This window comes from Bacillus sp. 275 (assembly GCF_001999205.1).
GTDB classification, from domain to species: domain Bacteria; phylum Bacillota; class Bacilli; order Bacillales; family Bacillaceae; genus Bacillus; species Bacillus velezensis.
In genome coordinates, this window is sequence record NZ_CP019626.1 from 1,843,228 (window position 1) to 1,867,500 (window position 24,273).

The window sequence follows — 24,273 nt, forward strand, 5'->3', positions numbered from 1 at the left end:
TCAAGTATTAACGACTTGGGAGGGTACAATCATGACAGACCGGCTTAACATTCACAGATTGACCACAGAAACCAGAAATCCGCAGACCGCTTCAATCCATCAAGCAGACACGATGGAAATTCTCCGCATCATTAACGAAGAGGATTTCAAAGTGGCTGAAGCCGTTCAGCAGGTGCTGCCCGATATTCAGATTGCCGTTCAATTCGCCCATCAATCATTACGGCGAAACGGCAGGCTGATTTATGCGGGAGCGGGCACAAGCGGCAGACTCGGTGTACTGGATGCGGTTGAATGCCCGCCTACATACAGCGTAAGTCCCGACACCGTCATCGGTCTGATGGCCGGAGGAGCAGACGCCTTTTTGCAAGCGGCTGAAGGTATAGAAGACAGCGAGGAAACCGGCGCTCTCGATCTCAAAACGATTGGGCTTACCGCAGAAGACACCGTAATCGCCATCGCGGCAAGCGGGCGCACGCCGTATGCGGCCGGTGCGCTGAAATACGCAAAAACAATCGGCGCCAAAACCGTCGCGCTCACATGCAATAAACACTCATTGATCAGCACTTATGCCGATCACAGCATTGAAGTCGTCGTCGGCCCCGAAGTGATTACAGGGTCAACACGAATGAAAGCGGCGACGGCACATAAAATGATTCTGAACATGATTTCCACGGCCGTGATGATCAAAAGCGGCAAAGTGTACGAAAATTTAATGGTGGACGTTCATGTCAGCAACGAAAAATTGAAAGAACGCGCAATCGGCATTATCCAAAGCATCACGGGCGTTCCGTACGACAAGGCAAAAGAAACGCTTGAGGCCGCAGGCAGCCATGTCAAAACGGCAATCGTCATGCTGAAGACGAATTCAGACGAAACACACGCGAAGGCACTGCTCAAAGAAGCAGACGGCTTCATTGACAAAGCCATTGAACAGCACGTTTCAAAGGAAAAAGAACGCTGATCGTTCTTTGGTGAAAAATAATGTGCTTTTACGAGCCCGCGCCGTTTTCATGATCGGCGCAGGCGCTTTTAGGACGCGTTTCAGGCACAGCTCCCCGGGAAAAATCGCACGGAAAAAGGAGGATCTCCATGAGCAAAGAGGCATTTTATCAGTCACTGGCCAAAGATATCCTGGACAATTGCGGCGGTTCATCGAATATTTCAGGCTTTACCCACTGTATGACACGCCTGAGGATTACACCTTTAGATCGGGACAAAACGGATATTGAAGCGCTGAAACAGCTTGACGGGGTAATAGGCGTCGTCGAAGCCGAAACACTGCAGATCATTCTCGGCACGGGTGTCGTCAATCATGTCGCCGACGCTTTCGCAAAACTTATGCCATCCGGAAAAAACATTGATTTAAAAGAAGCCGCCTCACGGAAAAAAGCCGATCTCAACAGAAAAAACACCACACCCATCAGACTGTTTCTGAGAAAAATATCAAGCATCTTCATTCCCCTTATTCCCGCACTCATTGCATCAGGTTTAATCACCGGTATTACGAAAGCCGTCATTCAGGCCGGCTGGCTCCCGAAAGAATCCCAAATCGCACTTATTTTAACGGTTATCGGTTCAGGCTTATTCGCTTACCTCGGCGTCCTTGTCGGCATCAATGCGGCGAAGGAATTCGGCGGGACACCTGCGATGGGCGGCCTTGCGGGCATATTGATCCTTAACCCTGAGATCGCCAATATCAGTTTGTTCGGAGAGAATCTGCTCCCTGGCAGGGGAGGATTAATCGGCGTTCTTTTCGCTGCGGTTTTTATCGCTTATACCGAACGGTTTATCAGAAAGTACGTCCATCAATCCATCGACATTATCGTCACGCCTACATTGTCTTTACTTATCACCGGGCTGGTGACATATGTCGTTTTTATCCCTGCAGGCGGTTTTATTTCTGATCTGATTACATCAGGTTTATTGTCGCTGCTGAATGTCGGGGGAGTGCTCTCAGGGTTTGTACTGGGAGCCGCCTTCCTGCCGCTTGTCGTCACCGGCCTGCATCAGGGCTTGACTCCCGTACATTTGGAATTAATCCGATCAATCGGAGATGACCCGCTTCTTCCGATTCTCGCGATGGGAGGCGCGGGTCAAGTAGGGGCGGCCTTCGCCATCTTTATGAAAACAAAAAAAGCCTCATTGAAAAGAGCGATCGGCGGAGGACTTCCATCCGGTCTGCTCGGAATTGGAGAGCCGCTCATCTTCGGCGTCACGCTCCCTCTCGGCCGGCCGTTTTTGACGGCGTGTTTAGGGGCGGGAATCGGCGGCGCCTTTCAAGCCCATTTTCAGGTGGCTACTTTTTCAATCGGTGTCTCCGGCCTTCCGCTCTCGTTTCTCGTACAGCCGGCTCAAATCGTTTTGTATATCATCGGTCTCTTCATCTCTTACGCGGCGGGCTTTGTCTTCACTTATGCGTTCGGATTTAAGGATGACATGGCAGCTGAATTTGAATAAACCGGGAGGGATCAGAATATGAAAACACTGACAGCCGCCATACTCACAATGGTCATCAGCCTCTCTTTTCTGCCGCAGCACAAAGCCGAAGCCCAATCCAAATTATACGACGCAGCAAAGCTCAGAAAGGTTGATCAAATGATTGAAAAAGACATCGCAGCAGGATTCCCCGGAGCCGTCCTCGTCGTCGTAAAGGACGGACGGGTGATCAAAAAGAAAGCATACGGCTACAGCAAAAAATATGACAGGACCACCCTTTTATCCCGTCCGAAAAAAATGAAAACATCAACCATGTTTGATCTAGCTTCCAATACAAAAATGTACGCGGCGAATTTTGCATTACAGCGACTCGTCAGCCAGGGAAAGCTTGATGTGTATCAAAAAGTCGCGGCTTACCTTCCTGATTTCAAAGACAGAAAAAGCGATCCGATTCAAGAAAAAGACCGCATTCGCGTCATCGATGTGCTCCAGCATCAATCCGGTCTGCCGGCAAGCTTTTATTTCTATCAGCCGGACACCGCAGGCCCTTTGTATTCACAAGAACGGGATAAAACGATCCGTTTTCTCACTCAAATCCCGCTTGCATACAAACCAGGAACAAAACACGTATACAGCGATATCGGTTACATGCTTCTCGGCTGCATCATTGAAAACATAACCGGAAAAACCCTTGATGCCTATGCGGAACAAGAACTGTACAAACCGCTGAAACTGACGCACACACTGTTCAATCCGCTGCAAAAAGGCTTTAAAGAAAAAGCATTCGCAGCTACTGAACGTTTAGGCAACACACGTGACGGAGTCATCCATTTTCCTCACATCAGGACGTATACGCTGCAGGGGGAAGTTCACGATGAAAAAGCATTTTACTCAATGGGAGGGGTGTCCGGTCACGCCGGGCTGTTTTCCAGAGCTGATGATATGGCCGTCCTTCTTCAAGTCATGCTGAACGGAGGCAGTTATAAACACGTTTCTCTCTTCAATAAAAGAACGGCCGATTTGTTCACAACGGCGGCATCCTCTGATCCGACTTTCGCTCTCGGCTGGCGGAAAAACGGCAGCCCGGATATGGAGTGGATGTTCGGCCCTTATGCAAGCAGGCAGGCATATGGCCATACGGGATGGACCGGCACCGTCACGATTATTGATCCCGCTTATAAGCTGGGGATCGCACTTTTAACCAATAAAAAGCATTCCCCCGTCGTCAGTCCCGGTGAAAACCCGAATGTTTTTGAAGGGGATCTTTTTCCGACCGGAAGCTACGGCAGCGTCATAAAAACGATTTATGAAGCCATTGAATGACAACCCATGTCTTTTGTCCAAACTATGAAGGCAGGAGGGCACCATCATGAAACTTGTCATCTCAGCTGTATTACTGTTGTTCATTGTTTTCGGCACTCATCATGCATCGACAAAACCGGACATTCCGTCACAGGCGGAACAAGCGGTATCCCGTATGACATTAGATGAAAAATTAGGGCAGATGCTCATGCCTGATTTTCGCAATTGGCAAAAAAAGGGGCAGTCATCACCTGAAGCTCTTACCAAAATGAATGACGAAGTCGCAGGGCTTATTCAAAAGTACCGGTTCGGCGGCGTTATCTTGTTTGCAGAAAATGTAAAAAACACTGAGCAAACGGTACGCCTGACAGATGCCTTTCAAAAGGCGAGCCCTGACATTCCGCTATTATTAAGCATTGATCAGGAGGGCGGCATCGTAACTAGACTTGGTGAGGGCACTCATTTCCCAGGCAATATGGCGCTCGGAGCCGCTAGAAAAACAGCCTACGCGTCCCAGACCGGCGCCATTATCGGCAAAGAACTGAAAGCACTGGGCATTAATACGAATTTCGCGCCCGTTCTCGATATCAATAATAATCCCGGAAACCCTGTCATCGGCGTCAGGTCGTTCAGTTCAGACCGTGATCTGACAGCTTCACTCGGCCTTGCCTCAATGAAGGCTCAGCAAAAGCAGGATGTCGCTGCCGCCGTCAAACATTTCCCGGGACACGGCGACACGGATGTCGACAGCCACTACGGTCTTCCGCTTGTCACCCACAATCAAGAAAGGCTGCGTCAGATTGAACTTTATCCGTTCCGGAAGGCCATTCAGGCCGGAGCTGATATGATCATGACAGCCCATGTGCAATTTTCCGCGTTTGACGATACAACCTATAAAAGCAAGCTGGACGGTTCAGACATCCTCGTACCCGCCACGCTCTCGAAAAAAGTGATGACTCATCTTCTCCGTGAGGAAATGGGCTTTAACGGCGTCATCGTCACGGATGCATTAAATATGAAAGCCATTGCCGATCATTTCGGCCAGGAAGAGGCGGTCGTCATGGCCGTAAAAGCAGGCGTCGATATTGCCCTGATGCCGGCCCAAGTGACATCGCTGCAAACGGAAAACCGCTTTGCCCGGGTTCATTCCGCTTTAAAAAAGGCGGTACAAAAAGGGGATATTCCGCTGCAGCAAATTAACAAATCAGCGGAACGTATCATTTCCCTGAAAATAAAACGAGGGATATATCCCGCCCCGAAAGAGACAAATCTGAAAAAGAAGATTGCAAAAGCAAAGAAAACCGTCGGCAGCAAAAATCACCTGAAAGCTGAAAAACAAATCGCGGAAAGATCCGTCACCGTCTTACAAAACAAAAACCGCACGCTCCCATTCAAACCGAAAAAGAACAGCCGCGTTCTCATTGCAGCTCCATATGAAGATCAAACAGCGTCAATGGAACAAACCATTCGGCAGCTCATCAAGAAGAAAAAAATCCGGCCGGTAACCATCAGTAAAATGAACTTCGCCGAACGCACATTTCATGATGAACACAAAAAGCAGATATCTGACGCTGATTACGTGATTACAGGCTCATATGTTGTGAAAAATGATCCTGTCGTAAACGACGGCGTGATTGACGATTCCGTCACAGATCCCGGCAAGTGGACGACTGCATTTCCGCGGGCCGTCATGAAAGCCGCACAATCGAACCAAAAACCCTTTGTGCTGATGAGCCTGCGTAATCCATATGACGCTGCGAACTTTGAAGAAGCTGAAGCCCTTATCGCAGTCTACGGCTTTAAAGGATATACAGACGGACAATTTCTCCAGCCAAACATTCCGGCAGGCGTTGAAGCGATATTCGGACAGACAAAACCGCAAGGCAGGCTGCCCGCTGACATTCCTTCCGTCACGCATCCGGGAACGACACTGTATCCTTATGGTTTCGGTATCAATCTGAAGACCGGAAAACCGCTTTAAACAGGAGGACTGATCATGAAAACACAAACGGCTGCGCTTCTTGCCGGACTTGTCGTCATCAGTGCTATGACGGCAGTCTCGGCGGCTTCTGACAGAAACCTTCATACCGCCAAGAAACCAAGCATCCAAACAGGCATCGACCGCCTGCTGAAAGATTATAAACAGGAACTGAAGGGAAAAAGGGTCGGGCTGATCACCAACCCGACCGGTGTGAACGCGTCATTGAAAAGCAGCGTTGACGTGCTGTATGAGGCGCCAGACATCCACTTGACCGCATTATTCGGACCGGAGCACGGTGTCCGCGGCGATGCTCAGGCCGGAGACAAAGTCACATCCTATATAGACGAAAAAACAGGGCTTCCCGTCTACAGCCTATACGGGGAAACGAGGAAACCGACGCCTGACATGCTGAAAGATACAGATGTACTGATTTTCGATATTCAGGATGTCGGAACGCGATACTACACCTACATTTATACAATGGCCTATGCCATGGAAGCGGCAAAAGAAAAAGGCATACCTTTTTATGTATTGGACCGGCCGAATCCGCAAGGCGGACGAAATCCGGACGGCCCGGTTCTTGAACCGGATTACGCTTCATTTGTCGGACTGTATCCGATCCCGCTGAGGCACGGCATGACGATCGGTGAGCTTGCTCTTTTATTCAATAAAGAGTTTCATATTGGCGCCGACCTCACCGTCGTAAAAATGAAGCGCTGGAAGCGGACGATGACGATTGAAGATACCGGTCTGCCGTTCGTCCTCCCTTCGCCTAATATCCCGACTCCGGACAGCATATTCGCATATTCGGCGACAGGACTAATCGAAGGCACAAACGTATCCGAAGGAAGGGGCACGACAAAGCCGTTTGAACTGATCGGCGCGCCTTATATGAAAAGCACCGAGCTCGAAGAACGCCTGAACAGTCTCAAGCTTCCGGGCGTCACCTTCAGAGCCGCATCATTTATCCCCAGCTTCTCCAAGCACCAGGGCAAGCTGTGCCACGGCGTACAAGTCTACGTAACAAACAGAAACACATTTGAAGCGGCAAAAACAGGGCTTTCCATTCTGAAAACCATGCATGACTTATATCCGAATGACTTTTCCTTCTTGACGACAGGCTCTTTTGACAAGTTGATCGGTAACGGCTGGGTACGCAAAAAAATAGAAAAAGGCACTTCCATTGAAGACATCACCGGCACATATCAACGCCGGCTGGACCAATTCAAAACTCTAAGAAAACAATACCTCATATACTGACAACATTCGTGTTACACGTGTAACATTTTGACGCATTTCACATTTCCGCTTTTTATAGGAAAACATTCATTTATTTGGTACAATTTAAATGATAACAGTTATCATTTAAATGAATGTTTCCTAAAAGGTGGTTTCTCATGAAAAACACATTATTCTTTCAGCCCATTGATATCATCTCCGTAAAAAAAACAGCCGACCTTCTGTCAGAGCATCAGCTCACTAATTCCCCCGTATTGATCTTTCATGTGAAAGGCGAGGGACAAATTGATATCGGAACAGACAGCTTTCCGCTGCAGAAGGAAACGCTCTACATCTGTCCTTGTGATGAGACATTCAATATTGCCCCTATACCGTCAGGCGGCATCCATTTGTATATCGTCAGACTCCGTGTTTTCTCCTATTCATCAGATGATGAAGCGATGCTTCCGGATAACGGGGAAGACATCTTCCACGGACTTCAGCAAATGAATTTACAAACGGTTGATCATTTGACAAGCCGGCTTCAGTCACTTTCTGAAAATGCGCGATCGGCGGATGCATTGCAGAAAATGAAATATACAGCCGACTTTCAGCAGCTGATGTACGACCTTTATGCCGCAAAAGTATGCCATCAAAATAATACGAAAGCGGCGATCGAACAGACAAAACAATTCATTCATGCTCAGTCCGACACAAAAATCACGCTCACCCAGCTCGCTCATATGGCGGGAATCAGTCCCAAGCATTACAGTGAAACCTTTAAAAAACTATACGGGCAGAGCGTAACTGAATATATCACAGACATCCGCATAACCAATGCGAAAAAACTGATGGCCAAGGCAAACTGCAAACTGCGGGAAATCGCTCATCAAATCGGCTACCAAGATGAATTTTATTTCAGCCGCATCTTTAAAAAACATACCGGCAGCTCACCCACAAGCTATATGAAAAAAAGGCGCACAAAAATGGCCGCGTACGGAAAAGAAACGATGGGGCATCTGATTCCTCTGCATCACGTGCCTTATGCTGCGGCGCTGCACCCGAAATGGACGGCCTATTATTACAAACAATTCTCTTCCGATATTCCGGTTCACCTGAGTGCTTACCGCTATAATGCAAATTGGGAAGAGAACCTGCACACGCTTTCCCAAGCTGCCCCGGACATCATTTTCAGTCTTGATTCTGTCAGTGAAGAAGAAAAACAGCGCCTGAATGACATCACTGACGTTTTTTACCTTCCGGCTCAAGAAAATTGGAGAGACCAGTTTCTTCGCACAGCCGCATATTTGAATGAAGAGCAGGAAGCGCGGCACTGGCTTAAAGCTTATCAAAGTCTCGCCCATTCAGCGAAAGATGCTCTGAAACACGTGCGGCATCAGCGGTTCTTATTTGTCCGTGTATATAAAGAAAATATGTACATCGCCCATAACAACAGTATTGAGGATGTCTTCTTCGGTGATTTAGGCTTTGCCTCCGCAAAACCGGAATCTTTTGCTCCTGACGAAAAGATTTCCTTGGACATGCTGGCGGATTGCCAGGCTGACTGCATCATGCTTTTCACTTGTAAAGAACCGGAAACGCTTCGTTATTTTCAGCGGATTCAGCAGACCGGGATATGGCAGAACCTTAGAGCCGTCAGCAATAAACGCGTGTTTCCTATATCATCTGACCCGTGGATTGAATATTCTCCAAGCGGACATCAGCGGATGATCGAGCAAAGCATTTCTATTTTTTCCGAAGATCGTCCATGGTAATGCCGGAAATTATCCATGGTCTTATCCCTGTTCATTCTCTATAATTCCAATTGATAATAGTTATCAATTGAACAGGAGGAACAATAGATGAAGAAATTGGCATTCGCTTTCATGATTTTGCTTTTGGCTTTCACGGCCGCGGCTTGCGGAAGCTCAGAAACATCTGATACAGCAAGTAAAGGAAAGGACGCTTCTTCAGATAAAAAGAAAATCGAATATCTCGGAAAAACATATGAAGTCAAAGCGCCGACTGACAAAATCGCCATTACAGGCAGCGTAGAATCAATGGAAGACGCCAAATTGCTTGACGTTCATCCGGCAGGAGCAATTTCTTTCTCGGGCAAATTCCCGGAACTGTTTAAAGATATTACAGATAAATCCGTATCAACGGGGGAAAAAATGCAGCCGAATATGGAAAAAATTCTTGAGCTGCAGCCGGACGTCATTCTGGCATCAACCAAATTCCCGGAAAAAACGTTGAAAAAATTGAGCGGCACCGCTGAAACGATCCCTGTCTCTCATATCTCATCAAACTGGAAAGAAAACATGATGCTGCTCGCCCAGCTTACAGATAAAGAGAAAAAAGCGAAAAAAATCATCGCAGATTACGAACAGGACCTGAAAAAGACAAAAACAAAGATCAACAGCAAAGCGAAACAGTCAAACGCGCTGGTCATCAGAATCAGACAAGGCAATATTTATATTTATCCTGAACAAGTATATTTCAACTCCACGCTTTACGGTGATTTAGGCCTGAAGGCGCCGGACGAAGTCAAAGCGGCGAAAGCGCAGGAACTGATTTCTCTTGAAAAATTAAGCGAAATGAACCCTGACCATATCTTCGTACAATTCTCTGATGACGAAAACGCAGATAAGCCGGACGCTTTGAAAGACTTAGAGAAAAATCCGATCTGGAAGAGCCTGAAGGCAGTCAAAAAAGACCATGTATACGTCAATACGATTGATCCGTTAGCCCAAGGCGGAACCGCGTGGAGTAAAATCAGCTTCTTACAGGTTGCGGCTGACAAATTGACTCAAGACTAATAAAGAGTAGGTTTTTCACATGTATGCAAAACGGCGGACACACATGATTATCATTGCTTCACCGATTGCCATTGTTCTGTCACTGCTGCTTTCCGTTTTATACGGCGCAAAGCAGCTTGACATCCATACCGTGTTCTCCGCATTGCTGCACTTTAATCCGGAGAATACCGACCATCAGATCATATGGCATTCAAGAATCCCGAGGGCTGCCGGCGCTATGTTTATCGGCGCAGCCCTTGCTGTTTCCGGAGCGCTCATGCAGGGAATCACACGGAACTATCTGGCCTCGCCTTCAATCATGGGTGTGTCGGACGGCTCCGCTTTTATCATCACCCTTTGCATGGTATTGCTCCCTCAATCGACATCCATTGAAATGATCATATACTCGTTTATCGGTTCCGCATTCGGCGCTGCTCTTGTTTTCGGGCTGGCCTCCATTCTTCCCGGCGGTTTTACCCCGGTGCAGCTTGCCATCATCGGAACGGTGACAAGTATGCTTCTCAGCAGTCTGTCGGCTGCGCTTTCGATTTATTTTCAAATTTCGCAGGATCTCAGTTTTTGGTACAGTGCGAGACTGCATCAAATGAACCCTGATTTTTTGAAACTGGCCGTCCCGTTTTTTGCGATCGGAATCATCACGGCCATGATTCTCAGCAAAAAGGTCACTGCCGTATCATTAGGAGACGACATTTCAAAAAGTCTGGGACAGCAGAAAAGAACCATCAAACTCATGGCGATGACGGCCGTTGTCATATTGACCGGAAGCTCGGTGGCACTCGCCGGAAAAATTGCATTTGTCGGTTTGGTCGTTCCGCACATTACACGTTTTCTCGTCGGATCGGACTACAGCAGGCTGATCCCATGCGCGTGCATCATCGGCGGCGTCTTCCTGACCCTTTGCGATCTTGCCAGCCGATTCATCAATTATCCGTTTGAGACGCCTATTGAAGTTGTCACTTCTATCATCGGTGTTCCTTTCTTTCTTTATTTGATTAAAAGAAAAGGAGGGGATCAGCGTGGTACGTAAAATGGCCGGAATTTATATCATTCTGATTGCTCTCATATTGCTCGTAAGCTATTTCAGCATGACAAGCGGTTCTTTTTCCGCAAAGCCGGGTGAACTGCTCAGTACGCTTTTCCGCATCCATCCGAATCCGCAATATGACATTTTGCTGTTTCAGCTGAGGCTGCCGCGCATTGTCATGGCTGCTGCCATCGGACTCGGGTTGGGGATAGCCGGAGCCGTTATTCAGGCCATTACCAAAAACGGTCTTGCCGATCCCGGTATTTTGGGCATTAATGCAGGAGCCGGAGCCGGAATCGTCACGTTTATGCTTCTGTTTCAGGGACAATCTGAAGCGACGGCACTTGCCTCTGCGATGGGTATGCCTGTCTTCGGCCTCATCGGAGGATTGATGGCGGCCGTGCTGATCTATATTTTCGCCTGGCACCAGGGGCATCTGGAATCGGGCAGAATTATTCTCGTCGGGATCGCCATGAATTCCGGATTCAGCGCGCTGTCTTTATTTCTTTCATTAAAAATGGACCCGCAGGATTATGAGATGGCGATGGTTTGGAAAAACGGCAGCATCTGGTCGGCAAACTGGTTGACCATTACGGCGATCCTTCCGTGGCTGATCGTGTTCATTCCTCTGCTTATGGCGAAAACGTCATTGCTGGATACCATTCGTTTCGATGAGGACACGGTGAAAAGCCTCGGTGTTTCAACCAATAAAGAAAAAACGATTTTACTCATTGCCTGCATCGCTTTGATCAGCGCATGTGTAACCGCAGCGGGCAGCATGGCATTTGTCGGACTGATCGCGCCCCATATTTCCCGCAGGCTCGCCGGGATTGAGCACAGATACTCATTACCGGTCAGCGGATTGGTCGGTATGCTCCTCGTCATATCCGCCGACTTTGCGGGCAAATTGTTCTTTCAGCCTTCAGAAGTGCCGGCGGGAATTATTCTTGCGATTCTCGGCGTTCCTTATTTCTTTTTTCTTCTGTTTAAGCAAAAGAAGGGGCTGGATGCATGAGAGGCACCCTTACAGAACACCGGATAAACGGAAAGGAATGCACTGTGTATCTTCCTCCCTCCTATTCGGTTCAAACAGGGGCTTTACCCTGTGTGTACGTACTGGACGGGGGTTTTTTGTTTTTAGAACAGATGGATAAGCTTGAATCCCAATTTGCGAACGGAACACTTCCCGAATTGATTTTCATCGGCATCAAACCGGCTGACAGGCTCGATGAGTACACGCCGTGGCCCGCGCCCTCCCTGAGCCCTGCGTTTCATGATTTCGGCGGCAAAGGGAGGCTCTTTCTCGAGGAGCTGACAAATGTCATCATTCCCACTGTTGAAGATATGCATCACATTTCTGCACATCCGGAAACGAGAGGACTGATCGGCGCGTCATTAGGCGGACTGTTTTCGATATACGCGATGCTCCAAAAGCCTGAAACATTCGGCAGAATCGGTTGTATTTCCGGTTCCTTCTGGTATGAAAAATCAGCAGATTATGTCCGCTCCGCATCTTTGCGTCCGGCACGGCGGCGTATCTTTATGTCTGTCGGCAGCCGCGAAGCTGAGCATAAAAACAACATCCAAAACAACATGATCCGACTAAATAAAGACGTGTACGAAAGCCTCAAGCAAAAAGGCTTTTCTCAATCTCAGCTCTCTTTCACGATCGAAGAGGGCGCCGTGCACCATCAAGAAGCATTCAAACGACAATTCAATGCAGCACTAAGCTGGCTGTACGGAAAAAACCGCTCACGTAGCTGAGCGGTTTTTTTCATACTTCATCACGACCGGCTTAAGTTCAAAGCGTCTCAGCAAATAGCCGAACAAAGCGGCAAGGATTTGCTGAAAAAGCATCCCGATGACGACCGGAACCGCCACTTGAGACGGAAAAAAAGAAACGGCGAGAACGGCTCCGGCGCTGATATTGCGCATGCCCCCCGTATAAATCAGAGACACAATTTCATCCTGGCTCCGCTTCATCAGCCTTCCGATCAGCCATGCCACGGCATAACCCGTCATGGCAATAAAAAATACCATGCCAGCGATGCCCGCAAATTTGATATCCACGTGCGTGACATACGGCGCGATTTCCGAACTGTTAATGGCAATGACAATCATCAGACAGATTTTTGAAAAAGGAGACAGCGACCGGCTTATTGCCTGAGTCCTTACCGGCGGGGAAAACTGGTTGACTATCATCCCTGCGATGGATGGAATCACCACCATCTCCGCCAGCCCTTTCATCATTCCCCACACATCCATCTGAACATTCGCCCCGGCCAGGACAGACAGGCTTAACGGTACGATAAAAGGAGAAAGCACGGTATCAACCAGGATAATAGACAGCGTCAATCCGACATTCCCCTTATACATCGCAGCCCAAATCAAACTCGTAATTCCGGTCGGAATCACCACACCCATAATCAGCCCCGTCACAGTTAAAGGGTCACCGCTGAAAATCAGATGGCCGCTTCCCCATGCAAAAACAGGCATGAAAATATGCAGAACAAACAATGCCATGATCATCGGGAGCGGCTTCTCGATACTGCGCTTCAGCGAATGAAAATTGGCACTCAGACTGCCCGTAAATGTAATAAATGCAAATATCCACGGCACAGCGCCGGCCATCCAGCTGATATGCTGAGATAACAGCACACCCGCCGCCACACTTGACGGAGTCAAAAGCGGCATGATTCTCCCCAACACTTGGTTCAACTTCTGAAGCCACATCATATGCAAGTCTCCTATATACGGTTTTCAAGTCTCATTCATTATAACAATGCCCCCCGGCAAATTTAACCGAAAAAAAGCCCGGATATATTCATCCGGACTTCACAAATTCTATGCCATTTGTTTCATTAAATCTCGGCTTTTCTGATTTAATCCCTTTAATTCAGCCTCAATTCCGTATTCTTTACATTTGGCGACAATTTTCTCAAGAGCCGCCGCTCCCGAATCATCCCACACGTGGGCGTCGGTCAAATCAATGACAATCCGTTTCACGTCTTCATCATAAACGATGGCATTCATGAGCTCAGACACGGAAGCAAAAAAGATCTGTCCCGTTACCTTATAAGTTCTGACATCTTTCTGTTCGGAATGTGACACAATCTTCAGCTTAGAAATTTTCGCCGTAAAAAAGATCGCGCTTAATATCACACCCGCGAAGACACCCTTTGATAAATCATTTGTCAGGACGACCGTCACGACGGTAATAACCATAACGATCGAATCAGTAAGGGGCGCTTTCCGCAAACCTTTAATCGATGACCAGTCGAACGTGCCGATAGACACCATAACCATCACGGCCACCAGCGCAGCCATCGGAATTTTCACGACGATACCGCTTAATACGGCAATTAAAAACATTAAAAACGCGCCGGCGGTAAAAGCCGATAATCGGCCGCGTCCGCCGGCTTTCGTATTAATGACAGACTGGCCGATCATGGCGCATCCGGCCATGCCTCCGAAAAATCCGTTCACAATATTGGCGATGCCTTGTCCGCGGCTTTCTTTGTTCTTATCACTATCCGTATCCGTCATTTCATCAATGATCTGGGCTGTCAGCAATGACTCGAGTAATCCGACGAAAGCAAGCGCCAGAGAATACGGGAAAATAATCCGCAATGTCTCAAACGTCCACGGAACATCCGGTATCAAGAAATGCGGAAGTGAACTTGTGATCCCGCCCATATCACCGACCGTGCGGACATCCGCATGGAAGACCACCGCAATGATCGTCATGACAATAATCGCCACCAGCGGAGACGGCACAGCCGTCGTAACCTTCGGCAATAGATATATGATAGCCAGTGATCCGGCAAGCATGGCATACATGACCCATGAAGCTCCTTTGAACTGCGGCAGCTGCGCAGAAAAAATCAAGATCGCCAAAGCATTCACAAATCCGATCATGACCGAACGCGGAATAAATTTCATCAATTTCGCTATCTTACTGACACCAAGAATAAATTGAATAATACCTGTCAAAATGGTTGCCGCAAACAAATACTGCAGCCCGTAATCAGCCACCAATGTCACCATGACAACCGCCATTGAACCCGTAGCGGCTGAAATCATTCCCGGTCTGCCGCCGAAGATAGAAATAATAATCGCGATACAAAATGATGCATAAAGGCCGACCATCGGATCGACACCTGCAATAATTGAAAATCCGATCGCCTCAGGGATCAGAGCGAGAGCAACCAGAATACCGGCCAGAATGTCTTTACGGACATTCCCGAACCATTGCTGCTGTAACGTATAATCTTTCAAATGATAACGACTCCTTTTCACTATAAAAATCCGCACCCTATCAGTTGGAAACATTGATTTTATCTGGGGAATATGAGGCAAGCTTACGGGGAAAAGAGGACACGCTCAGAGTATAATGTCGTTGAGGAAAGGAATTGTTAACAAAGAGTATCATATTAAACTTTAAAGAAATGTGCAAGCCGTATAAATAAGAAAAGAAAACGGCCCTCACTGGAGCCGTTTCCGCTTTTATAAAAGTTCCGGATCAGACACAAGAATCGTTTTTATTGCGCTGATATCCTTTCTTTCTTTTGTCACCGGGTCGATGCCCATGAGATGATCAATGGCTTCTTCATAATTCTTCAGTTCCGTCTTTTCCGTAATAAAATCATAGAGCTGCGGAAGGTCGGACGCGCATGCTAACGCGGCTTCCATGATCTGGCGGGCTTCACCTGTGCCCACAATCGTTACGCCGTTTGACAGCAGCTGGTACGGCCTGATCGTCATCTCATACGTATCATCAAAGCCCATCGGCACGATTCTGCCTCCCTTTTCAATAAAAGGATAAGCCCAATCAAGCTGGTTGCCGATCGCGTCAAAAATCACATCAAATTTTCTTCCTTGATTAATCCGTTTCACTTCATCCACGGTTAATGCTTCAGGGTGGTAGACATAATCAGATATCCGGCTTGCCGCCTCGCTTCGGAAACTGCCTATTTCAGTCGCAACCGTCAATCGCGCCAGTTTTTTCACCATCATTTGCACAAGCAGTCCGATCGGTCCCGACCCCAAAACCAAGACCGAGTCCTCCGGCTGAATCGAAGCCTTGTCCACAACATTCAGCACACAAGAGAGAGGCTCAACCAATGTGGCCCGCTCCCATTCCATTGAATCCGGAATTCTGTACATGAACCTGTCTTCCCCCACGTAATATTCCGCAAACGTTCCGTGCGCCCCGATTCCGAGCTGCCAATCCTCGAAGGTTTCGCAATAACACGTCAGCCCTCTCCGGCAATAATGACATTTCCCGCAAAACTGCGTAGGATCTATCACGACGCGGTCTCCGACTTTTACATTTGTCACGTCCGGTCCGATTTCCACGACCGCTCCCACCGATTCATGCCCCATAATCATATGATGGGTTGCATTCATTTTTCCTTTCAGCACATTTAAGTCCGTTCCGCAGATACCGGTACCGAAAATTTTCACTTTCACATCATTGGATTTCCGAATTTGAGGCTCGTCCACCTCTTGATATTCAAGCTTATCATTAGGAGTCCAGACCAACGCCTTCATATTTCTCTTCCTTTCTGCCCCAGCGGATTTGGTCTAACAATGTTTGATGAAGCTCCTTCGTTGAAGCCGCAATACATGATTGCTGATTCTGATAACTTAAATCTGTCAGAAGCGTTTCGTCCAAAGACCGGCCGTACGCATCCGTAATGACCACTCCCGCCTTCTTCGCCAAAAAGACGCTTGCGGCAATATCATAAGGAAACAAATGCAGCACCTGCCCGTTCCCGACCTGCTGAAAATCTGAAAGCAGCTTCGGATCATCTTTCAGCAGACGATTGCCGATATCCACATAAGCATCCATCTGCCCCGTAATAATTCGTGAAATCGAATAAGAAGCGCTGTTGAAAACAAAAACCCCGCCATTATTGGCCGACTGGTCAATCAGATGGCCGTATGCGTCCGTCATCAGCTGCGCCGGATGCCCGTTAAATTCAAGGCTCCAAAACATATTTTTAATATCCCGCACTTCGCTCAAATTCGGCAATTCTCCATGATACCCTTCAAAATGAATGGCATCGCTGTATATATCACCGTACATATAAGCGCCTGATTTCAATTCAAGCAAAAAAGCAAATTCGATATCCTTAATCTTTGCGTTTGGCTTATACGAAGCAAGCGCAATCGAAATACACGACATTTCAAGTCCCGCGGCGGCCGGGCGCGTTCCGTCTATCGGATCTACAATTAAAATATATTGCGGATCTTCTCCAATCAGCTTCAGGCCGCCATCCTCCGTGTAAAAAGCAACCGGATGGCCCTTTTCTTGAATATAATCCAGCACCGCCTCCTCAGCATTGGCGTCTATGTTAAATTGGGCGTCGCCTCCCGGAGAATAGCCGTTTACGAGCCGGTTTTTCAGCGTGCCTTTTTGATTTTTCACCTTTTGATAAACAAATTGTCCAAGCTCAATGATATAGTCTCTCACTTGATTTCCTCCAATAGCTTGCGAAGTCTGTAGCAGAGCACTTCGGCTTCACTAAGTGTTATGGTTAAAGGCGGACGGATTTTAAATACATTTCCGAATCCGTAACGGGATGTCCGGAGAATCAGCCCGTAATCCATTGCCCGTTTAGCAATATAATTGGTCAGGTCCACATCCGGTTCATTGTTCTCTTTCACAATCTCCACACCGATCATAAGACCGACGCCTCTTACCTCAGAAATAAAAGCGAAATCCTCTTTCATCGTTTCTAAGCGATCCATAATATAATGACCGACCGTCGTTACATTTTCCAAAAATCCCGGACGCTGCATGATATCTATGGTTTTACAAGCGGCAGCGGCGGCCATCACATTTGAGCCGTATGTGAAGGAGTGCGTATACCCCGGAAGCCCGGTATACTTGTCCTCCGTCAGAGTGGCGGCGACTTGAAAGCCTGTGCCCCCGAGCCCTTTTGCTACCGTCATCATATTAGGTTTCACATCGAAGTGGTCCGCGGCAAACATTTTACCCGTCCGTCCGAACCCGGTCTGAATTTCATCAAAAATCAGAGCGATATCATGTTCATCACAAAGCTTTCTCAGCTGTTTAAAATACTCTTTAGGCGGAACGACGTTTCCACCGTTTCCGGATATCGGTTCAATAATCATGGCGGCAATTTTTCCATTGCTCGCATACTCAATAAAATCATTAATTCTTTCTACGCACAGCATACCGCATGAATCAGGTTTCTGATTATAAAAACAGCGGCTGCAATAGGGATCGGGGACTTGCAGGCCAAAAGAAATTTGCGGCGGGAAAGGTTCTTTTCTGAATGAGTTGCCGGACAAAGCGGAAGTCATATACGTTTGTCCGAGGTGGCTTCGAAATAAGGAGATGACATCGGTTTTTCCGGAGTAATACTGAGCCATTTTAATAGCTCCTTCATTTGCACCGGAACCGCTGCTGACTTTAGGGTGTACTTTTGTGAGATTATCGGGGGCGATTTCTACTAGTTTTTCTGCCAGCTTATTTACGGCGTCTGTTTGAAAAGATGATGTTACATGGATGAGCTTATCGGCTTGTTCTTTAACCGTATCAATGACCTCTTTGTTACCGTATCCTAAATTCAAGTTAAACGTGGCAGAGGCGCAATCAATGTACTCATTTCCCTCTTGATCGTACAGGTAAATCCCTTCTCCGCGCTCCATTACTACATCGTCAACACTGTAATACAAGCTGTCTGGATTCGTGATTTCCTTCGTTCCCACAAATACCACCCCTATGAAATTATTAGAATTTCGCTTTTTATCGTATAAATTATTGAAAATAATGTCAACGATCTTTCTTGTAAAAAATGTTAACAATTTGTTAACGTTACCATAATGGATGTACGAGAAAAAGTTATGTGATATAGTAACAATACTTGGATTTTTTGTAAAAACATCATGTCATACGAGTAGAGAGAAATACGAAATAAGGAGATAAAATGATGAAAACTCGTCTGCTGTGGATAAGCTGTTTTTCTTATGGATCGATTGCTTTTACACTTGTTATTCTGGGAGCCGTACTGCCTGAGTTACTCACACATTATTCACAAAGCTACAGTAATGGCGGTGTATTAGTATTCTCTCAGTTCATGGGCTTTCTCATCGGTGTCATCGGAATGCCTTACATGGTGAAAAAGCTTGGGCGCAAAAACGTCGTTATCTTTGGCCTGGCACTCATCAGCTGTGAAATGTTCATCACCTTCCTGCCGCCCTGGCCGCTGCTCTTTCTTCTCGTCAGCATCGCAGGGCTTGGCGCCGGATTGGTGGAATCCTGTGTAGGCACGATCATCCTCACCGCTATTAAAGAAAGACAGGCTGTGGCCATGAGCAAGATGGAAGTGGCCTACGGATTAGGTGCGCTGTTCATGCCTCTGCTCTCAGGCTTTCTTATCAACAACCACATGTGGACAATTGCTTTTTTAGTATTAGGGTTATCCAGTTTTGCACTCTTAATCGCATGGAGGCAGATGAGTTTCGGCAGTATTGATCAGCTTCTCATCCGCAAAGAGGTCTCTTCCGATGACACTAAAAAAGAAAGCACCGGTTATCGGTCACACGGATTGCTGTTTATTGCCTTGGCGGGTGCTTACTTCTTCTTTTACGGCGGCAGTGAAGTTTCCATTGTACATTTTATCCCCTCCATTTTCGCTGAGAAATGGGATATCCCCAACTCTTTGGCAACGATAACAGTTACAGTGTATTGGACGGGGATGATCATAGGTAGGTCATTAACAGGCCCGGTATCAGAAAAGCTGACATATCACCGTTATCTCCGTCTCATAAGTATTGGCGGTCTGGCTGCACTTACTGTATTAGCATTAAGCAAAAACGTATGGTTCGGTTTTGCCCTTTGCTTCTTTTTAGGGCTGTTCATGGCAGGCATGTTTGCAATAGCCCTAATCATCACAAATCATTTTTATCCCGGAAAGACAGAAACAACTACCAGTATTCTGCTCGCTTCAAACGGATTAGGAGGTTCACTCCTTCCGATCGCCGTCGGCTGGAGCTTAGATGAATATCCCGCACAAACTGCGTTCTGGCTGTTTACTGCACTGATGCTCCTTATGCTGCTGATTGTGTTCAGTTTAAGAATGCTCGAGACAATAAAGTCAAAAGCAAAGCAAAATCAATGTAAACAAAAAAGCTAATGCCTTTGAAAGGCATTAGCTTTATATATCTATGTGATCTTTCATATAAAAAACCCAGTTCATCATGAACTGGGTTAAGAAAGCTTGGCGGCGTCCTACTCTCACAGGGGGAACCCCCCGACTACCATCGGCGCTGAAGAGCTTAACTTCCGTGTTCGGCATGGGAACGGGTGTGACCTCTTCGCTATCGCCACCAAACCATTGAGAGTGTTCTCTCAAAACTAGATAACAGTAAGCATACATTCAAATTGGTTAAGTCCTCGATCGATTAGTATCTGTCAGCTCCATGTGTCGCCACACTTCCACCTCAGACCTATCAACCTGATCATCTTTCAGGGATCTTACTTCCTTGCGGAATGGGAAATCTCATCTTGAGGGGGGCTTCATGCTTAGATGCTTTCAGCACTTATCCCGTCCGCACATAGCTACCCAGCGATGCCCTTGGCAGAACAACTGGTACACCAGCGGTGCGTCCATCCCGGTCCTCTCGTACTAAGGACAGCTCCTCTCAAATTTCCTGCGCCCGCGACGGATAGGGACCGAACTGTCTCACGACGTTCTGAACCCAGCTCGCGTACCGCTTTAATGGGCGAACAGCCCAACCCTTGGGACCGACTACAGCCCCAGGATGCGATGAGCCGACATCGAGGTGCCAAACCTCCCCGTCGATGTGGACTCTTGGGGGAGATAAGCCTGTTATCCCCGGGGTAGCTTTTATCCGTTGAGCGATGGCCCTTCCATGCGGAACCACCGGATCACTAAGCCCGACTTTCGTCCCTGCTCGACTTGTAGGTCTCGCAGTCAAGCTCCCTTGTGCCTTTACACTCTGCGAATGATTTCCAACCATTCTGAGGGAACCTTTGGGCGCCTCCGTTACCTTTTAGGAGGCGACCGCCCCAGTCAAACTGCCCACCTGACACTGTCTCCCCGCCCGATAAGGGCGGCGGGTTAGAAGGTCAATACAGCCAGGGTAGTATCCCACCGATGCCTCCACCGAAGCTGGCGCTCCGGTTTCCAAGGCTCCTACCTATCCTGTACAAGCTGTACCAACATTCAATATCAGGCTGCAGTAAAGCTCCACGGGGTCTTTCCGTCCTGTCGCGGGTAACCTGCATCTTCACAGGTACTATAATTTCACCGAGTCTCTCGTTGAGACAGTGCCCAGATCGTTGCGCCTTTCGTGCGGGTCGGAACTTACCCGACAAGGAATTTCGCTACCTTAGGACCGTTATAGTTACGGCCGCCGTTTACTGGGGCTTCAATTCGCACCTTCGCTTACGCTAAGCGCTCCTCTTAACCTTCCAGCACCGGGCAGGCGTCAGCCCCTATACTTCGCCTTACGGCTTCGCAGAGACCTGTGTTTTTGCTAAACAGTCGCCTGGGCCTATTCACTGCGGCTCTCTCGGGCTTGCACCCTAACAGAGCACCCCTTCTCCCGAAGTTACGGGGTCATTTTGCCGAGTTCCTTAACGAGAGTTCTCTCGATCACCTTAGGATTCTCTCCTCGCCTACCTGTGTCGGTTTGCGGTACGGGCACCTCTCACCTCGCTAGAGGCTTTTCTTGGCAGTGTGGAATCAGGAACTTCGCTACTATAATTCGCTCGCCATCACAGCTCAGCCTTCACGGGAAACGGATTTGCCTATTTCCCAGCCTAACTGCTTGGACGCGGATATCCAATACCGCGCTTACCCTATCCTCCTGCGTCCCCCCATTGCTCAAATGGTGAGGAGGTGGTACAGGAATATCAACCTGTTGTCCATCGCCTACGCCTTTCGGCCTCGGCTTAGGTCCCGACTAACCCTGAGCGGACGAGCCTTCCTCAGGAAACCTTAGGCATTCGGTGGAGGGGATTCTCACCCCTCTTTCGCTACTCATACCGGCATTCTCACTTCTAAGCGCTCCACAAGTCCTTCCGGTCTTGCTTCACAGCCCTTAGAACGCTCTCCTACCACTGTTCGAAGAACAGTCCGCAGCTTCGGTGATACGTTTAGCCCCGGTACATTTTCGGCGCAGAGTCACTCGACCAGTGAGCTATTACGCACTCTTTAAATGGTGGCTGCTTCTAAGCCAACATCCTGGTTGTCTAAGCAACTCCACATCCTTTTCCACTTAACGTATACTTTGGGACCTTAGCTGGCGGTCTGGGCTGTTTCCCTTTCGACTACGGATCTTATCACTCGCAGTCTGACTCCCAAGGATAAGTCATCGGCATTCGGAGTTTGACTGAATTCGGTAACCCGGTAGGGGCCCCTAGTCCAATCAGTGCTCTACCTCCGAGACTCTTACCTTGAGGCTAGCCCTAAAGCTATTTCGGAGAGAACCAGCTATCTCCAGGTTCGATTGGCATTTCACCCCTACCCACACCTCATCCCCGCACTTTTCAACGTGCGTGGGTTCGGGCCTCCATTCAGTGTTACCTGAACTTCACCCTGGACATGGGTAGATCACCTGGTTTCGGGTCTACGACCACGTACTCAATTCGCCCTATTCAGACTCGCTTTCGCTGCGGCTCCGCATCTTCTGCTTAACCTTGCACGGGATCGTAACTCGCCGGTTCATTCTACAAAAGGCACGCCATCACCCGTTAACGGGCTCTGACTACTTGTAGGCACACGGTTTCAGGATCTCTTTCACTCCCCTTCCGGGGTGCTTTTCACCTTTCCCTCACGGTACTGGTTCACTATCGGTCACTAGGGAGTATTTAGCCTTGGGAGATGGTCCTCCCGGATTCCGACGGAATTTCACGTGTTCCGCCGTACTCAGGATCCACTCAGGAGAGAACGAAGTTTTGACTACAGGGCTGTTACCTCCTATGGCGGGCCTTTCCAGACCTCTTCATCTACCTCGTTCCTTTGTAACTCCGTACAGAGTGTCCTACAACCCCAAGAGGCAAGCCTCTTGGTTTGGGCTGGTCCCGTTTCGCTCGCCGCTACTCAGGGAATCGCATTTGCTTTCTCTTCCTCCGGGTACTTAGATGTTTCAGTTCCCCGGGTCTGCCTTCTCATATCCTATGTATTCAGATATGGATACCACTCCATTACGAGTGGTGGGTTTCCCCATTCGGAAATCTCCGGATCAAAGCTTGCTTACAGCTCCCCGAAGCATATCGGTGTTCGTCCCGTCCTTCATCGGCTCCTAGTGCCAAGGCATCCACCGTGCGCCCTTTCTAACTTAACCGTTAAAAAGAATCACTACGTGATATCTTGCATTACTAATTGAATGTGAATTACTTCTGTTATCTAGTTTTCAAAGAACAACATCTCGAAGAATCGAATGATCCTTCAAAACTAAACAAGACAGGGAACGTTCTGTTTATAAGACCCAAGGTCTTATATTCCGTTAAAATCCTTAGAAAGGAGGTGATCCAGCCGCACCTTCCGATACGGCTACCTTGTTACGACTTCACCCCAATCATCTGTCCCACCTTCGGCGGCTGGCTCCATAAAGGTTACCTCACCGACTTCGGGTGTTACAAACTCTCGTGGTGTGACGGGCGGTGTGTACAAGGCCCGGGAACGTATTCACCGCGGCATGCTGATCCGCGATTACTAGCGATTCCAGCTTCACGCAGTCGAGTTGCAGACTGCGATCCGAACTGAGAACAGATTTGTGGGATTGGCTTAACCTCGCGGTTTCGCTGCCCTTTGTTCTGTCCATTGTAGCACGTGTGTAGCCCAGGTCATAAGGGGCATGATGATTTGACGTCATCCCCACCTTCCTCCGGTTTGTCACCGGCAGTCACCTTAGAGTGCCCAACTGAATGCTGGCAACTAAGATCAAGGGTTGCGCTCGTTGCGGGACTTAACCCAACATCTCACGACACGAGCTGACGACAACCATGCACCACCTGTCACTCTGCCCCCGAAGGGGACATCCTATCTCTAGGATTGTCAGAGGATGTCAAGACCTGGTAAGGTTCTTCGCGTTGCTTCGAATTAAACCACATGCTCCACCGCTTGTGCGGGCCCCCGTCAATTCCTTTGAGTTTCAGTCTTGCGACCGTACTCCCCAGGCGGAGTGCTTAATGCGTTAGCTGCAGCACTAAGGGGCGGAAACCCCCTAACACTTAGCACTCATCGTTTACGGCGTGGACTACCAGGGTATCTAATCCTGTTCGCTCCCCACGCTTTCGCTCCTCAGCGTCAGTTACAGACCAGAGAGTCGCCTTCGCCACTGGTGTTCCTCCACATCTCTACGCATTTCACCGCTACACGTGGAATTCCACTCTCCTCTTCTGCACTCAAGTTCCCCAGTTTCCAATGACCCTCCCCGGTTGAGCCGGGGGCTTTCACATCAGACTTAAGAAACCGCCTGCGAGCCCT

At 48.3% G+C, this 24,273-nt stretch carries 16 protein-coding genes and 3 rRNA genes (1 of these 19 only partly in view); 11 read left to right on the forward strand and 8 right to left on the reverse strand.

The features are described 5' to 3' along the window. Nucleotides 1-31 precede the first annotated feature (31 nt). The 10 genes from murQ to BZ167_RS08670 all read left to right on the forward strand — a co-directional run bounded on the left by murQ (nucleotide 32) and on the right by BZ167_RS08670 (nucleotide 12,544). The gene (murQ, locus tag BZ167_RS08625) at nucleotides 32-961 is read left to right on the forward strand and encodes an N-acetylmuramic acid 6-phosphate etherase (protein ID WP_015416693.1); all 930 of its coding nucleotides are present in this window, start codon (nucleotides 32-34) and stop codon (nucleotides 959-961) included. A 128-nt stretch (nucleotides 962-1,089) separates the two neighbouring features. Further along, nucleotides 1,090-2,457: a PTS transporter subunit EIIC gene (locus tag BZ167_RS08630; RefSeq protein ID WP_062623230.1), complete on the forward strand. Its 1,368-nt coding sequence runs from the start codon at nucleotides 1,090-1,092 to the stop codon at nucleotides 2,455-2,457. A gap of 18 nt (nucleotides 2,458-2,475) precedes the next feature. Further along, nucleotides 2,476-3,759 carry a penicillin binding protein PBP4B gene (pbp4b, locus tag BZ167_RS08635; protein ID WP_077392032.1) on the forward strand — a complete coding sequence of 428 codons (1,284 nt, stop codon included), beginning with the start codon at nucleotides 2,476-2,478 and terminating at the stop codon, nucleotides 3,757-3,759. 46 nt (nucleotides 3,760-3,805) lie between these two features. After that, nucleotides 3,806-5,719: a glycoside hydrolase family 3 protein gene (locus tag BZ167_RS08640; RefSeq protein WP_077392033.1), complete on the forward strand. Its 1,914-nt coding sequence runs from the start codon at nucleotides 3,806-3,808 to the stop codon at nucleotides 5,717-5,719. 15 nt (nucleotides 5,720-5,734) lie between these two features. Beyond that, on the forward strand, nucleotides 5,735-6,979 hold the full coding sequence (locus BZ167_RS08645) for an exo-beta-N-acetylmuramidase NamZ family protein (RefSeq protein WP_039252937.1): 1,245 nt from the start codon (nucleotides 5,735-5,737) through the stop codon (nucleotides 6,977-6,979). Between the two features lie 137 nt (nucleotides 6,980-7,116). Continuing rightward, nucleotides 7,117-8,712 carry a bacillibactin transport transcriptional regulator Btr gene (gene btr, locus BZ167_RS08650; protein WP_039252940.1) on the forward strand — a complete coding sequence of 532 codons (1,596 nt, stop codon included), beginning with the start codon at nucleotides 7,117-7,119 and terminating at the stop codon, nucleotides 8,710-8,712. Nucleotides 8,713-8,799: 87 nt separating this feature from the next. Further along, nucleotides 8,800-9,756 carry an ABC transporter substrate-binding protein gene (locus BZ167_RS08655; protein ID WP_003156778.1) on the forward strand — a complete coding sequence of 319 codons (957 nt, stop codon included), beginning with the start codon at nucleotides 8,800-8,802 and terminating at the stop codon, nucleotides 9,754-9,756. A 19-nt stretch (nucleotides 9,757-9,775) separates the two neighbouring features. Then, nucleotides 9,776-10,783 (forward strand): FecCD family ABC transporter permease, encoded by a 1,008-nt coding sequence (locus BZ167_RS08660; RefSeq protein ID WP_015416687.1) that lies wholly within the window; start codon nucleotides 9,776-9,778, stop codon nucleotides 10,781-10,783. A 1-nt stretch (nucleotide 10,784) separates the two neighbouring features. After that, nucleotides 10,785-11,795, forward strand: coding sequence for an iron ABC transporter permease FeuC (gene feuC / locus BZ167_RS08665; RefSeq protein WP_060675286.1), 1,011 nt, complete (start codon nucleotides 10,785-10,787; stop codon nucleotides 11,793-11,795). Further along, nucleotides 11,792-12,544, forward strand: a complete 753-nt coding sequence (locus BZ167_RS08670) for an alpha/beta hydrolase (RefSeq protein WP_031378869.1) — start codon at nucleotides 11,792-11,794, stop codon at nucleotides 12,542-12,544. The genes feuC and BZ167_RS08670 overlap by 4 nt, the downstream gene beginning before the upstream one ends. On the opposite strand, the gene BZ167_RS08675 is transcribed toward BZ167_RS08670, so the two are convergent. The 5 genes from BZ167_RS08675 to BZ167_RS08695 all read right to left on the reverse strand — a co-directional run bounded on the left by BZ167_RS08675 (nucleotide 12,533) and on the right by BZ167_RS08695 (nucleotide 18,523). Then, nucleotides 12,533-13,474 carry a bile acid:sodium symporter family protein gene (locus BZ167_RS08675; protein WP_094031904.1) on the reverse strand — a complete coding sequence of 314 codons (942 nt, stop codon included), beginning with the start codon at nucleotides 13,472-13,474 and terminating at the stop codon, nucleotides 12,533-12,535. The genes BZ167_RS08670 and BZ167_RS08675 overlap by 12 nt on opposite strands. 150 nt (nucleotides 13,475-13,624) lie before the next feature. Next, nucleotides 13,625-15,058 carry a SulP family inorganic anion transporter gene (locus BZ167_RS08680; protein WP_039252943.1) on the reverse strand — a complete coding sequence of 478 codons (1,434 nt, stop codon included), beginning with the start codon at nucleotides 15,056-15,058 and terminating at the stop codon, nucleotides 13,625-13,627. 228 nt (nucleotides 15,059-15,286) lie between these two features. Beyond that, nucleotides 15,287-16,333, reverse strand: a complete 1,047-nt coding sequence (locus BZ167_RS08685) for a zinc-dependent alcohol dehydrogenase (protein ID WP_039252945.1) — start codon at nucleotides 16,331-16,333, stop codon at nucleotides 15,287-15,289. Continuing rightward, nucleotides 16,308-17,258 carry an inositol monophosphatase family protein gene (locus BZ167_RS08690; protein ID WP_040238610.1) on the reverse strand — a complete coding sequence of 317 codons (951 nt, stop codon included), beginning with the start codon at nucleotides 17,256-17,258 and terminating at the stop codon, nucleotides 16,308-16,310. Before BZ167_RS08690 ends, BZ167_RS08685 begins: the two co-directional genes overlap by 26 nt. Next, nucleotides 17,255-18,523 carry an aspartate aminotransferase family protein gene (locus BZ167_RS08695; protein WP_015416683.1) on the reverse strand — a complete coding sequence of 423 codons (1,269 nt, stop codon included), beginning with the start codon at nucleotides 18,521-18,523 and terminating at the stop codon, nucleotides 17,255-17,257. The genes BZ167_RS08690 and BZ167_RS08695 overlap by 4 nt, the downstream gene beginning before the upstream one ends. Before the next feature lie 221 nt (nucleotides 18,524-18,744). On the opposite strand from BZ167_RS08695, the gene BZ167_RS08700 reads away from it, so the two are divergent. Then, the gene (locus BZ167_RS08700; protein ID WP_173762265.1) at nucleotides 18,745-19,950 is read left to right on the forward strand and encodes an MFS transporter; all 1,206 of its coding nucleotides are present in this window, start codon (nucleotides 18,745-18,747) and stop codon (nucleotides 19,948-19,950) included. A gap of 82 nt (nucleotides 19,951-20,032) precedes the next feature. Here the strand turns inward: BZ167_RS08700 and rrf are convergent. The 3 genes from rrf to BZ167_RS08715 form a co-directional block, all read right to left on the reverse strand. Beyond that, nucleotides 20,033-20,148 (reverse strand): 5S ribosomal RNA (gene rrf, locus BZ167_RS08705). Between the two features lie 50 nt (nucleotides 20,149-20,198). Beyond that, a 23S ribosomal RNA gene (locus BZ167_RS08710) occupies nucleotides 20,199-23,128 on the reverse strand. Between the two features lie 175 nt (nucleotides 23,129-23,303). After that, nucleotides 23,304-24,273: ribosomal RNA gene (locus tag BZ167_RS08715) — 16S ribosomal RNA — on the reverse strand; it runs 580 nt beyond the window's last position. Together the 16S, 23S and 5S rRNA genes form the textbook arrangement of a ribosomal RNA operon.